The sequence below is a fragment of the Streptomyces sp. SID486 genome (assembly GCF_009865385.1).
Lineage (GTDB): Bacteria > Actinomycetota > Actinomycetes > Streptomycetales > Streptomycetaceae > Streptomyces.
Genome location: NZ_WWJT01000632.1, coordinates 29248 through 42430 on the forward strand (window position 1 = coordinate 29248; position 13183 = coordinate 42430).

At 72.2% G+C, this 13183-nt stretch carries 9 protein-coding genes; 4 read left to right on the plus strand and 5 right to left on the minus strand.

What is annotated here, in order from left to right; translation table 11 throughout:
- The first annotated feature begins 44 nt into the window (after positions 1 to 44).
- Positions 45 to 983: an FAD-dependent oxidoreductase gene (locus tag GT045_RS29235; protein WP_202529124.1), complete on the plus strand. Its 939-nt coding sequence runs from the start codon at positions 45 to 47 to the stop codon at positions 981 to 983.
- Between the two features lie 389 nt (positions 984 to 1372).
- Here GT045_RS29235 and GT045_RS29240 read toward each other — a convergent pair whose 3' ends face one another.
- Positions 1373 to 3322, minus strand: coding sequence for a Xaa-Pro dipeptidyl-peptidase (locus GT045_RS29240; protein WP_161336012.1), 1950 nt, complete (start codon positions 3320 to 3322; stop codon positions 1373 to 1375).
- A 178-nt stretch (positions 3323 to 3500) separates the two neighbouring features.
- Between GT045_RS29240 and GT045_RS29245 the strand changes: the two genes are divergently transcribed.
- Positions 3501 to 4988: a M1 family metallopeptidase gene (locus tag GT045_RS29245; protein WP_161293443.1), complete on the plus strand. Its 1488-nt coding sequence runs from the start codon at positions 3501 to 3503 to the stop codon at positions 4986 to 4988.
- Positions 4989 to 5075: 87 nt separating this feature from the next.
- On the opposite strand, the gene GT045_RS29250 is transcribed toward GT045_RS29245, so the two are convergent.
- Complete coding sequence (locus GT045_RS29250; RefSeq protein ID WP_161293445.1) at positions 5076 to 6542, minus strand: amino acid permease; 1467 nt, start codon at positions 6540 to 6542, stop codon at positions 5076 to 5078.
- 232 nt (positions 6543 to 6774) lie between these two features.
- Between GT045_RS29250 and GT045_RS29255 the strand changes: the two genes are divergently transcribed.
- Complete coding sequence (locus tag GT045_RS29255; protein WP_161336013.1) at positions 6775 to 7485, plus strand: MerR family transcriptional regulator; 711 nt, start codon at positions 6775 to 6777, stop codon at positions 7483 to 7485.
- Here GT045_RS29255 and GT045_RS29260 read toward each other — a convergent pair.
- From GT045_RS29260 to GT045_RS29270, 3 genes are read right to left on the minus strand one after another with little or no spacing between them, the layout of a single operon-like run.
- Positions 7471 to 9651, minus strand: a complete 2181-nt coding sequence (locus tag GT045_RS29260; RefSeq protein WP_161336014.1) for a 3-hydroxyacyl-CoA dehydrogenase NAD-binding domain-containing protein — start codon at positions 9649 to 9651, stop codon at positions 7471 to 7473. The genes GT045_RS29255 and GT045_RS29260 overlap by 15 nt on opposite strands.
- Before the next feature lie 41 nt (positions 9652 to 9692).
- On the minus strand, positions 9693 to 10907 hold the full coding sequence (locus GT045_RS29265) for an acetyl-CoA C-acetyltransferase (protein WP_161336015.1): 1215 nt from the start codon (positions 10905 to 10907) through the stop codon (positions 9693 to 9695).
- 39 nt (positions 10908 to 10946) lie between these two features.
- Positions 10947 to 12116: a CaiB/BaiF CoA-transferase family protein gene (locus tag GT045_RS29270; protein ID WP_202529125.1), complete on the minus strand. Its 1170-nt coding sequence runs from the start codon at positions 12114 to 12116 to the stop codon at positions 10947 to 10949.
- A 401-nt stretch (positions 12117 to 12517) separates the two neighbouring features.
- On the opposite strand from GT045_RS29270, the gene GT045_RS29275 reads away from it, so the two are divergent.
- The coding region (locus tag GT045_RS29275) for a saccharopine dehydrogenase NADP-binding domain-containing protein (RefSeq protein WP_202516231.1) at positions 12518 to 13183 on the plus strand (666 nt) is incomplete at its 3' end.

The window sequence follows — 13183 nt, forward strand, 5'->3', positions numbered from 1 at the left end:
CCCCGGGCTGACGGAGCCGGCCGCACAGGGCCTATCGTCCTGGCATGGGCATCGCGCCGGAGGACGAAGTGATCGTGGTCGGTGGCGGGGTCGCCGGTCTGACGACGGCCGTGCTGCTGGCCGAGTCCGGGCGGCGGGTGCGGGTGTGGGCGCGGGAGCCGGCCGAGCGTACGACGTCCGCGGTCGCCGGCGGCCTGTGGTGGCCGTACCGCATCGAGCCTGAGCCGCTGGCCGGCGCGTGGGCGCTGGAGTCCCTCGATGTGTACGAGGGGCTGGCGGAGCGGCCGGTGGAGACGGGGGTGCGGCTGGTCGACGGCGTCCACCAGGGGGCCCGGCTGGACGAGCTGGGCGCCTGGGCGGGCCGGGTGCCGGGACTGCGGGCGGTGGCCGGGGGGCTGGCGGCGCGGTTGCCGGTGATCGACATGCCGGTGCATCTGGCGTGGCTGCGGCGGCGGCTGGTGCGGGCCGGGGGCACGGTGGAGCTGCGCGAGGTGACCGACCTGGCCGCCGTGCCGGCTCCGGTGGTGGTCAACTGCGCCGGGCTCGGGGCCCGTTCGCTGGTGCCGGACCCGGTGGTGCGTCCGGTGCGCGGGCAGCTGGTCGTGGTGGAGAACCCGGGCGTCACCGACTGGTTCACCGCCGTCGACCACTCCTCGGCCACCTCCACCTACCTCATTCCGCAGCCGGACCGGCTGCTTCTGGGCGGCACGGCCGAGGAGGACGACTGGTCCCTGGAACCGGATCCGGACACGGCCGCGGCGATCGTCGCCCGCTGTGCGGCGGTCCGGCCGGAGGTCGCCGGGGCCCGTGTCCTCGCGCACCGGGTGGGGCTACGGCCCGCCCGGGAGGCGGTCCGCCTGGAACGGCAGCCGCTCCCCGACGGCCGCGCGCTGGTGCACAACTACGGCCACGGCGGAGCCGGCGTCACGGTCGCCTGGGGCTGCGCCCGCCAGACGACGTCCCTGACGTTCCCCCCGACCTGAACCCCCGACACCACCCACCAGGGGACACGGGCACCTGTGCCACGCACAGCCGGCCACCGCGAACCGACACCACCGCAACCCCCCAGGGGCGCGAGGAACTGCGCGAGCAACCCACCACGACCCGCAGCCCGCCACCACGCCCCCTCCCCACCCCTTCCCCCGGCCCGGGCCGGGGCGGCACGCCCGGCGGGGAGGGACAAGCCGGGGGCCGGGCCGGGGAGGCCAGCCGGGGGGAGGGACAAGCCGGGGGCCGGGGCCAAGGGTCGACCCGGGGTGGCGGTCCCGGGGGCCGTGGCGGAGGCGTCAGCCCGCGGTCGGGCGTAAGACCGGGGTCGGCGTCAGGCCGGGGGCGGCGTCAGGCCGGGGTCGGCGTCAGGTCGGGGTCGGCGTCAGGCCGCTGGAACGTGCCGGTCGGCGCGTGGTGCGCGGACACCCTCCAGGACCCTTGGCACGGCCGCTGCGGCCCCGCCGGACGTGGCCCGGTCGAACTCCGCCGCCCCGCCCACCAGCGGCACCCGCGCCGTCGTCCGGGAGAGGTCCAGGGTGAGCGTCGGCCGGGTGTTCGGCGGGTCGATGAGGTCCTTGTCCGTGCCGGCGACGATCAGCGCCAGGCGGTGCCCCGCAGGGACGACGTGGTCGGTGGCGGCGAGCCGGAGGGTCATCGTGTAGGACCGGCCCGGCGTGAGCGGCACGCCCTCGCCGGCCGAGGCGTGGTGACCGAGGTCGGCCCAGCCGCGGCTGACCACGGTGTAGTCGACGTCGGCCGTCTTCGCCCTGGTCTCCCGGAAGCAGGCGCTGTCCCCGGCCGTGCTCCGGCCCCAGCAGCTCCGGCCGGGCAGCGTGCTGATGCCCTCGGCGGCGTCGGCGTAGTCGCGGATGGTGTCGGGGCCGACGTCGACCAACACGGCGGACAGGTGGGCGGAGGCGGTCGTCGGGGTCGCGGTGACCGTCACACCGGCGGAGCCGGCCAGCCGCAGGTCGCGGGTGAGGGGCGCGGTGAGGAAGCCCGCTTTCTCGGGCGTGGCCGTGGTGAGGTGCGCGGCCCAGTCGGTCTCGCTCAGGCGCGGGTCGTCCGTGAAGGTCGCGGTGCCGCCGGCCCGGCGCAGTCCGAGGGTGCCGACGCCGGCCCGGCTCCCGGCGGCCGGGTGCAGGACGGCGGTCCGGGTGCCGCGCGGCGGCCACGCGGCGGAGGTGGTCCACTGGTCGGGGTGGCGTTCGACGTCGGCCACCGGCTCGCGGTCGACGCCGTTGTCGTAGCCGAGGAGTTCATGGTCGAACCAGCGGTGCAGGGTGTCGACCCAGGCGCCGCGCCGGTAGTCGAACGGGTCGACGTGCCCGGTCTGGGACAGCCAGATCTTGCGCTCCACACCGTGCCGGGCGAGCGCGTCCCACCACTGGCCGAAGTTCTTGGTGCGGACGTTGAGGTCCTGCATGCCGTGCACGACGAACACGCTGGCGCGCACCTTCGCCGCGTCCTTGACGTAGTCCCGCTCGGTCCACAGCGGGGTCCAGTCACCGCTGCGCGGGCTGCCGTCGGCGAGCCGTCGCTGCACGGCGGCGCAGTGGGCCTGCGTGTCCTCGCTCTCGACGTAGCCGGCCAGCTCGTCGGGGCCCTCGTCGTAGAGCGGGGCGCCCTGCGCGAAGTAGTAGTCGTACCAGGAGGAGATCGCGCTGATCGGGACGATGGTCCGCAGGCCCTTCACGCCCGTGGCGGCGACGCCGTTGGCGACGGTGCCGTCCCAGCTCTTGCCGATCATGCCGGTTCTGCCGTTGGTCCATCCGGCCTTCACCGGGCTGCCGCCCGAACGGCTGGTGTACGCCCTGGCGCGGCCGTTCAGCCAGTCGACCACGGCCTTCGCGGACAGGACGTCGGACCGGCCGCCGACGTCGACGCAGCCGTCGGAGCGGTTGGTGCCGGCGAGGTCGACGCCGACGAAGGCGTAGCCGCGGGGCACGAAGTAGTTGTCGTAGAACAGCGGCATCTGGACGACGTGGCCTTGGGCGTCGTACGTCTTGAGCTGGCTCTCGTTGCCGCGTCCGCAGCAGGAGTAGTAGGGGCTGGCGTCCATGATGACCGGCACCTTGCGGCCCTCGCGGGCCGGTTCGGCGGGCCGGACGATGTCGGCGGCGACCCGGTCGCCCCTGCCGTCGCCGTCCTCGTCGAGCCCGGTGTCCACCCATACGGACTCGCGGATGGCGTGGGCGTAGGAGTAGACGGGCCGGCTCTCCTCGGGGGCGGCCGCCCGGGCGGTGGCCGGGAGGAGGAACACCGCCATCAGGGTGACGGCGACCGTGGTCGCCGCCGTTCTCCAGATCGTCGTGCGCGTGCGTTTCGGCATGCGCGGACGGTACTCCGGGCAACTCGCGCGCAGAAGGGGGCTTTCGGGTGCTCGTGACGGCCGAATGGCGATCGTGTGACAGGGGGTGCCATGGACAGGTCAGAGGGCACAGGGACTGAATAGGCTCCGAACAGACTTCTGACGAACGGACTTACCGTCCTGACGACTTGGAGCTGACGTGCACCGCAGAATCATCGCCCCGGGCGCACTGGCGGCGGCCTCCCTGCTGCTGGCGATCCCGGCATCGGCCGCGAGCCACTCCCCCGGCGCACCGGGCATCGGCGATCCCTACTACCCGTACTACGGCAACGGCGGCTACGACGTCTCCCACTACGACCTGAGGCTGCAGTACCAGCCGAAGACGGACGAGTTGCAGGGGACGGCGACGATCCTGGCGAGGACCACGCAGGATCTGTCCAGCTTCGACCTGGACTTCCTGCTGGACGTGAGCGAGGTGCGGGTCAACGGCGCCAAGGCGTCCTTCGCCGCGTCCGGCCAGCACGAACTCGTCGTCACCCCGAGGACGCCGCTGGCCAAGGGCACGCCGGTCACGGTCGTGGTCCGCTACAGCGGAGTGCCCTCGACGAAGAGCGCCTACGGCTTCTCCACCTGGCACCGCACGCCGGACGGCGCGGTGGCCGCGGACGAGCCCGAGGCGGCCTGGTGGTGGTTCCCGAGCAACGACCATCCCAGTGACAAGGCGACCTACGACGTGTCGGTGGCCGTGCCGGACGGCACCCAGGCCATCTCCAACGGCACGCTCCAGTCGACCAGCTCGAAGCTGGGCTGGACCCGCTACACCTGGCGGCAGGACAAGCCGCAGGCCACGTACCTGTCCACGCTGGCGCTGGGGAAGTTCGACATCACCACCAGCACCTCGGACGGCGGGGTGCCCGTGCTCAACGCCTACAGCAAGGACCTCGGCGCCGACGACGGGGCCGCGCGGGCCAGCGTGGAACGCACCGGGGAGCTGGTCGACTGGCTGAGCGGGTACTTCGGGCCGTATCCGTTCAGCTCGGCGGGCGGGTACGTCCCGAACACCACCACCGGATACGCGCTGGAGACGCAGACCCGCGTCTACTACAGCCCGAAGCAGTTCGCGAACGGCTCCAACACCTCCGTGGTGGTGCACGAACTGGCCCACCAGTGGTACGGCGACGACGTGTCGCTCAAGCGCTGGAAGGACATCTGGATCAACGAGGGCTTCGCCCGGTACGCGCAGTGGCTGTGGTCCGAGCACGAGGGCGAGGGCACCGCGCAGGAACTCGCCGACTACGTGTACGCCTCGCACCCGGCCGGCGACGCGTTCTGGACGGTGGCGCCCGGTGACCCGGGGGCGGACCACCAGTTCGACGCCGCCGTGTACGACCGTGGCGCCCTCGCCATCCAGGAACTGCGCAACGCGGTCGGTGACGAGGCGTTCTTCCGGATCCTCAAGGGCTGGCCGAAGGAGCACGCCTACGGCAACGCGTCGGTGGCCGACTTCCGCGCGTACGCCGAGCGGGTGTCGGGCAGGTCCCTGTCCGCGGTGTTCGGCACCTGGCTGTTCCAGACGTCGAAGCCGGCCGCACCGTCGGCCCGTGCGCTGGTGAGGTCCGGTACGGCGGTGGCGCAGCCGAAGTCGTGGCGGAAGATCGAGGCGACGAACGACGTGCACCGGCACTGACGCCGCGCCCCGGAGAAGCGCACCCCCGGGCACTCGTCGACGAGTGTCCGGGGGTGCCTGTGCGGTCCGCGGCGTGCCGCCGGGCCGCTACTTCGTGAGGTCGGTCAGCTCCTGCTCGGCGTGCTGGGTCACCCGGCGGCGGACGCCGAACCAGCCGGCGACCAGCATGACGGCGAGCAGCGGGATGAGGAACAGGGTCTTGCGGCCGACCTCGTGGTCGTTCCACATCATGCCGAGGCAGACCAGCAGGAACACGATCGTGGCGATCTCGGTGACCGGGGTGAACTTCAGCTGGAAGTGCGGCCGGGTCACCAGGCCCGCGCGGGCGCGGCGGACGAACACCATGTGGCAGAGCATGATGATCACCCAGGTGCTGATGATGCCGAGGGAGGCGACGTTCAGCACGATCTCGAAGGCCTGGCTGGGCACCAGGTAGTTCAGGCCGACGCCGAGCACGCAGACCGCGCAGGTCAGCAGGATGCCGCCGTAGGGCACCTGGCTGCGGTTCATGCGCGCGGTGAACTTCGGCGCGGAACCGGCCATGGCCATGGAGCGCAGGATGCGGCCGGTGGAGTACAGGCCCGAGTTCAGCGAGGACATGGCGGCGGTCAGCACGACCAGGTTCATCACGTCACCGGCCGCCGGGACGCCGATCTTGGACAGCACGGTCACGAACGGGCTCTGGTCGGCGCTGTAGACCGACCCGGGCAGCAGCACCGCGAGCAGCACGACGGAGCCGACGTAGAAGAGGCCCACGCGCCACATGATGGAGTTCACCGCGCGGGGGACGACCTTCTCCGGCTCGGCGGTCTCGCCGGCGGCCACGCCGACCAGCTCCAGGGCGGCGTAGGCGAAGATCACGCCCTGCATGACCAGGACGACCGGCATCACCCCGTGCGGGAAGAGCCCGCCGTTGTCGGTGATGACGCTCAGGCCGGGGGTGTGGCCGCCGACCTTGTGCTGGGTGGCGAGCAGGAAAATGCTGATCAGCATGAAGCCGACGATGGTCGCGACCTTGATGATCGCGAACCAGAACTCCATCTCGCCGAAGATCTTCACCGAGATCAGGTTCACGGCGAGGACCACAGCGAGGGCGATCAGCGCCAGCACCCACTGGGGTACGGAGGTGAAGAGGCTCCAGTAGTGCGTGTAGAGCGCGATCGCGGTGATGTCGGCGATACCGGTCGTCGACCAGTTCAGGAAGTACATCCAGCCGGCGACGTAGGCGCCCTTCTCGCCGAGGAACTCTCGGGCGTAGGACACGAAGGACCCGGAGGACGGACGGTACAGGACCAGCTCGCCGAGGGCCCGGACGACGAAGAAGGCGAAGACGCCGCACACCAGATAGGCGAGCGCGAGTGCGGGGCCCGCGTTGTGCAGTCGTCCGCCGGCGCCCAGGAGGAGTCCGGTTCCGATGGCACCGCCGATGGCGATCATGTTGACGTGGCGGGCCTTGAGGTCCTTGCTGTAACCGGCGTCGCCCGCGTCCGCGGGCGTCCCGGCCACCTGGGGGTGGGTGGTGGCCTGTGCCGATTCCACGGCTTCCTTGCTCACGGGTGGTTCCATTCCTGGTGCGCCCGGACCTCATGGACCCGGGGTTCGAGCAGGTCTCGGCCCGCACCACCCTCGTGTCGCGGTACAGACCAAGACAGCAGCTTCCCAGACAGGTCCGCCGGTACGCGGTGGCCCATGTCACAGAGCGTCGCTTCTCACACGATCCACTCAGCGGCCACACGACGTTCACCGGAGGTTTAACACCTTTGGTGGGACAGCAATACTGTTCCATATGACGACCGACGCCGGGGACCAGGCACCCCTCACCATCGACGAGCTGGCGGCCCGGACGGGCGTCACGGTCCGCACCGTCCGCTTCTACGGCAGCAAGGGGCTGCTGCCGCCGCCGGTGATCGGCCCGCGCCGGGTGGGGCACTACGGCCCGGACCACGTGGCACGGCTCGCCCTCATCGAGGAACTGCGGCAGCAGGGCATGACCCTGTCGGCGATCGAGCGGTACCTCCGGCAGCTCCCCGACGACCTGACCCCGCACGACCTGGCCATCCACCGGGCGGTGGTCGCGTCCTGGGCGCCGGACTCGGTGGACACGGTGACCCGCGGGGAGCTGGAGCGGCGGGCGGGACGTCCCCTGACCGCCGAGGACGTGGAACGCCTGGCGGCGATGAACGTCGTCGTGGCGGCGGACGGCGACACCTACCGGGTGGACACCGGACTGCTCCGGCTCGGTGTGCAGCTCCTGGACGTCCCGCTGGCGCACGAGGTGATCCTCGCGGCGCGCAAGGTGCTCGTCGAGCACTCGCGCGCCGCGGCTCACGAGCTCTCCCAGCTCTTCCGCGGCGAGGTGGCGGAGCGCGACGCCCGGGACGTGAAGTCACTGTCCGCGCACATGCACCCCTTGGTGGTGCAGGCGCTGCTGACGACGTTCCAGCGTTCGCTGCGGGAGGAGCTGAGCGAGTGGGTCACCGGTTCAGGGGCGGACTGAGTCGCTGAACCGCTCCCCCTTCTCGGCCTTGGACACGAGCAGCGCGGGCGGGGTGAACCGCTCGCCGTACTGCTCGGCCAGTTCCCGCGCGCGGGCCACGAACCCGGGCAGGCCCCCTTCGTAGCCGTTGATGTACTGCAGGACACCGCCCGTCCAGCCGGGGAAGCCGATACCGAGGATGGAGCCGATGTTGGCGTCGGCGACCGAGGTCAGGACGCCCTCCTCCAGGAGGCGGACGGTGTCGAGGGCCTCGGCGAAGAGCATGCGCTCCTGCATGTCCCGGAACGGGATCCGGCGTCCGGGCTCGGTGAAGTGCTCGCGCAGGCCCGGCCAGAGTCCGGTCCGCCTGCCGTCCTCGTAGTCGTAGAAGCCGGCACCTCCGCTGCGGCCGGGCCGGCCGAACTCGTCGACCATGCGGTCGATGACCGCCTCCGCCGGGTGCGCCGTCCAGGTGCCGCCGGCCTCCTCCACGGCCCGCCTCGTCTCGTTGCGGATCTTGCGCGGCAGGGTGAGGGTCAGCTCGTCCATGAGGGACAGCACCTTGGCCGGGTAGCCGGCCTGGGCGGCCGCCTGCTCCACGGAGGCGGGCTCGATGCCCTCCCCGACCATGGCGACGCCCTCGTTGATGAAGTGGCCGATCACCCGGGAGGTGAAGAAGCCGCGCGAGTCGTTGACGACGATCGGCGTCTTGTTGATCTGCCGGACCAGGTCGAAGGCGCGGGCGAGCGCCTCGTCACCGGTGCGCTCCCCCTTGATGATCTCGACCAGCGGCATCTTGTCGACCGGCGAGAAGAAGTGCAGCCCGATGAAGTCGCTCTGCCGCTCCACGCCCTCCGCGAGGGTGGTGATCGGCAGCGTGGAGGTGTTGGAGCACAGCAGCGCGTCGGGGGCGAGCACCGACTCGACCTCCTGGAACACCTTGTGCTTGAGGGAGGTGTCCTCGAACACGGCCTCGATCACCGCGTCACAGCCCGCGAGGTCGGCGACGTCGGCGGTGGGGGTGATCCGGGCGAGGAGCGCGTCCGCCTTCTCCTGACTGGTGCGACCCCTGGCGACGGCCTTGGCGCACAGCTTCTCCGAGTAGCCCTTGCCCTTGACGGCGGCCTCCAGGGAGACGTCCTTCAGGACGACCTCGATGCCGGCGCGGGCGCAGGCGTAGGCGATGCCGGCGCCCATCATGCCGGCGCCGAGGACGGCGGCCTTGCGGACCTTGCGGGGCTCGATGCCCCGGGGGCGGTTGGCGCCCGAGTTGACCGCCTGGAGGTCGAAGAAGAACGCCTGGATCATGTTCTTCGAGGTCTGCCCGGCGGCCAGCTCCACGAAGTAGCGGGCCTCGATCACCTGGGCGGTCTCGAAGTCGACCTGGGAGCCCTCGACGGCGGCGGCGAGGATGTTGCGCGGAGCGGGGTAGGGGGCACCGCCCGTCTGCTTGCGCAGGTTGGCCGGGAAGGCGGGCAGGTTGGCCGCGAACTTGGGGTTGGCGGGCGTACCGCCCGGGATGCGGTAGCCCGGCTTGTCCCAGGGCTGCTGCGACTCGGGGTTGGCGTCGATGAAGGCGCGGGCCTTCGCGAGCAGTTCCTCCGGGCTCTGCGCCACCTCGTGGACCAGGCCGTTCTCCTGGGCGCGGCGCGCGTTGTACTGGGTGCCCTGGAGGAGCACCTTCAGCAGGGCGTCGGCGATGCCCAGCAGCCGCACGGTGCGCACGACTCCGCCGCCGCCGGGGAGCAGGCCGAGGGTGACCTCGGGGCAGCCGATCTTCGTCCCGGGGGTGTCCAGGGCGACCCGGTGGTGGCAGGCGAGGGCCAGCTCGAAGCCGCCGCCGAGGGCCGCACCGTTGATCGCCGCGACGACCGGCTTGCCGAGGGTCTCGATGCGGCGCAGGTCGCGCTTGATGGCCAGGCCGCCGTCGAACAGCTCCTGGGCGGTCCCGGGCGTGACCCGGATCAGGTCGCGCAGGTCACCGCCGGCGAAGAAGGTCTTCTTCGCCGAGGTGAGGATGACGCCGCGGACGGTGTCCTTCTCGGCCTCCAGCCGGTCGGTGACCGCGGCCAGGGAGTCGCGGAACGCCTGGTTCATGGTGTTCGCGGACTGGTCGGGGTCGTCCAGGACGAGGGTGACGACACCGGTGTCGTCCTGTTCCCAGCGGATGGTGGTGCTCTCGGTCATGACAGTCGTCTCCGTTGAGGTCGCTTGGTTCCGCGGGGAGTTCAGATGCGTTCGACGATGGTGGCGATACCCATGCCGCCGCCGACGCAGAGCGTGGCGAGGCCGTACCGCTTGTCCTGGCGCTCCAGTTCGTCGACGAGGGTGCCGAGGATCATGGCGCCGGTGGCGCCGAGGGGGTGGCCGAGGGCGATGGCGCCGCCGTTGACGTTGACCTTGTCCAGGGACAGGCCCATGTCCTTGACGAAGCGCAGCACGACCGCGGCGAACGCCTCGTTGATCTCGACCAGGTCGATGTCGTCGATGGTGAGGCCGGCCTTGGCCAGGGCCTTGCGGGTGGCCGGCGCGGGGCCGGTGAGCATGATGGTCGGCTCGGAGCCGGAGACGGCCGCGGAGACGATCCGCGCGCGGGGCGTGAGGCCGTAGCGCTCGCCGATCTCCCGGGAGCCGATCGCGACGAGCGAGGCGCCGTCCACGATGCCGGAGGAGTTGCCCGCGTGGTGGACGTGGTCGATCTTCTCCACCCAGTGGTACTTCTGCAGTGCGACGGCGTCGAAGCCGCCCAGGTCGCCGATGTCCGCGAACGACGGCTTGAGCTTCGCGAGGGAGTCCGCGGTGGTGCCGGGGCGCGGGTGCTCGTCGTGGTCGAGGACGACCAGGCCGGCGCGGTCCTTCACGGGGACCACCGAACGGTCGAAGCGGCCCTCCTTCCAGGCGGTGGCGGCGCGCTCCTGGGACAGGGCCGCGTACTCGTCCACGTCCCGGCGGGTAAAGCCCTCGATGGTGGCGATCAGGTCGGCGCCGATGCCCTGCGGCACGAAATTGACGTCGAGGTTGGTCATCGGGTCGTTGAACCAGGCGCCGCCGTCCGAGGCCATCGGCACCCGGGACATGGACTCGACGCCGCCCGCGAGCACGAGGTCCTCGAAGCCGGAGCGGACCTTGGCGGCGGCCATGTTGACGGCCTCGAGCCCGGAGGCGCAGAAGCGGTTCTCCTGCACGCCCGCGACGGTGTCCGGCAGCCCGGCGGCGATCGCGGCGATGCGGGCGATGTCGGAGCCCTGGTCGCCTACGGGTCCGACGACACCGAGCACGATGTCGTCGATCGCGGCCGGGTCCAGGCCGGGGAAGCGGTCGCGGATCTCGTGGATGAGGCCGACGACCAGGTCGATGGGCTTCGTGCCGTGCAGGGCGCCGTTCGCCTTGCCGCGGCCGCGCGGGGTGCGGATCGCGTCGTACACGTACGCTTCGGTGCTCACTGGTGTGCCTTTCGGGAGGGTGGGCCGAGCGGGTGGCGGTCAGCCGCCGTCGGTGACCAGGTCGTCGCAGTCGTCGGTGGGGTGTGCCGGCAGCCCCCAGTCCCGGACGACCGCCGCCGTGTCCGCGCCGGGCCGGGCGGGGCCGGTGCGCAGGGTGGCGGGGGTCGCGGAGAAGCGGGGGGCGGGGGCCGGCTGGGTGATGCCCTCGTGCTCGGTGAAGGTGCCGCGGGCCGCGAGGTGCGGGTGGTCCGGGGCCTCGCGCAGGCTCAGGACGGGGGCGACACAGGCGTCGGAGCCGTCGAAGACGGCCGTCCACTCGGCCCGGGTGCGGGCCTTGAAGGCGGCGGCGACCCGTTCGCGCAGCTCACCCCAGCGGGTCCGGTCCGTGCGGGCGGACGCCAGGCCGTCGAGGCCGAGCAGGCGCAGGAACTCCGCGTAGAACTTGGCTTCCAGGGCGCCGACCGCCATGTACCCGCCGTCGGCGGTCTCGTAGGTGCCGTAGTAGGGGCAGCCGCCGTCCAGGAGGTTGGCGGCGCGCTTGTCCTGCCACCCGCCGGCGGCGAGCATGCCGTGGATCATCGAGGACAGGTGGGCCGTGCCGTCGACGATGGCCGCGTCGACCACTTGGCCGGTGCCGGTCGCGCGCGCGTGGTGCAGGGCGGCCAGCACGCCGACGACCAGGTAGAGGGAGCCGCCCGCGTAGTCCCCCAGGAGGTTGGCGGGCACGGCCGGGGGTTCGTCCGGGCGGCCGATCATGCCGAGTGTGCCGGTGAGCGCGATGTAGGCGACGTCGTGGCCGGCCCGGTCGGCGAGCGGGCCGTCCTGGCCCCAGCCGGTCATCCGGCCGTAGACCAGGCGGGGGTTGCGGGCGTGGCACTCCCGGGGGCCGACGCCGAGCCGCTCGGCGACGCCCGGCCGGTAGCCCTCGACGAGGATGTCGGCCCGCTCGGCCAGGTCCAGCACCCGCTCGGATCCTTCTGGCGCCTTCAGGTCGACCACGAGGGAGCGCTTGTTGCGGTTGGTGACGTCGCAGGCCGGATCGATGCCGAGGCCCACACCGCCCGGACGGTCCACCCGGACCACGTCGGCGCCCAGGTCGGCCAGCAGCATGGCGGCGAACGGGCCGGGCCCGATGCCGGCCAGTTCCACCACGCGCACGCCGGAGAGCGGACCGGTGACCGGCGCCGGTGGCGTCCCTGCCGTTGTCATGCGTCCAGCCCCCAAGCGTGTGTGACACAACTGATGTAACACCGGTGATGCTAAGAACGCGTTCCACCGGACACAAGACCTGAACGAGCAAGCGCTTAGCCAAGTGCCCGGCGCCCCGGCCTTCACCCGGGAGAGTGAGCACTCCCCCTGCCGCCCCGGCCGGCGGCAGCGGACCACGTGCGCAGGCCGGGTGCCTACCGGCCCACCCCGGTCACGGTCCCGCCCCGCGAGAGCCGGCCGGCCGCTCCGGGCACGCGGGTGCTTTCTCCCGCTTCTTCAGGGCATTCCTGGCTACGGCCACCGCTGCCTCCGGGCTGGTCTTCGGACTGCGCACCTCTCACGCTAGCCTCGGCCACCGACAGCGGCGCGTGCTGCGTGGCGGGCGCGAGACAAGGGGTGTCATGAGCAGGATGAGCAGGACAGACCGTCCCTACGACCTCGTGCTCTTCGGGGCCACCGGCTTCGTGGGCACGCTCACGGCACACCATCTCGCCGCGCACGCGCCGCGTGACCTGCGCTGGGCGGTGGCCGGCCGGGACGAGCGGAAGCTGGCGCGGCTGCGTGAGAGCCTGCCCGCCGGCACGGACGTCGGTGTGCTCCGCGCCGACGTGGCCGAGCCGGCCACCCTGCGCGCCCTCGCCGAACAGGCGCGCGTGGTCGCCACGACCGTGGGCCCGTACGTGCTGTACGGCGAGGAACTCGTCGCCGCCTGCGCCGACTCCGGCACCGACTACCTGGACCTCACCGGCGAGCCGGAGTTCGTGGACCTGACGTACGTCCGGCACGACGCACGCGCGCGGGAGACGGGCGCGCGCCTGGTGCACGCCTGCGGTTTCGACTCGGTGCCGCACGACCTGGGCGCGTACTTCACCGTCCGGCAGCTGCCCGAGGGCGTGCCGCTGACCGTGGACGGCTACGTCACCGTGGACGCGGCCTTCTCCGGCGGCACCCTCGCCTCGGCGCTGAACCAGCTGGCCCGCGGGCGGCAGATGCTGAGGGCCGCGCGCGAGCGGGCACGGTACGAGCCGCGGCTGCCGGGCCGCCGGGTGACGGCGCCCGCGGGCGCC

Bases quoted from the DNA above. Each gene is read 5' to 3' on its own strand.
- GT045_RS29235 (WP_202529124.1), top strand. From the start codon at position 45: ATGGGCATCGCGCCGGAGGACGAAGTGATCGTGGTCGGTGGCGGGGTC.
- GT045_RS29240 (WP_161336012.1), bottom strand. From the start codon at position 3,322: ATGCCGAAACGCACGCGCACGACGATCTGGAGAACGGCGGCGACCACG.
- GT045_RS29255 (WP_161336013.1), top strand. From the start codon at position 6,775: ATGACGACCGACGCCGGGGACCAGGCACCCCTCACCATCGACGAGCTG.
- GT045_RS29260 (WP_161336014.1), bottom strand. From the start codon at position 9,651: ATGACCGAGAGCACCACCATCCGCTGGGAACAGGACGACACCGGTGTC.
- GT045_RS29270 (WP_202529125.1), bottom strand. From the start codon at position 12,116: ATGACAACGGCAGGGACGCCACCGGCGCCGGTCACCGGTCCGCTCTCC.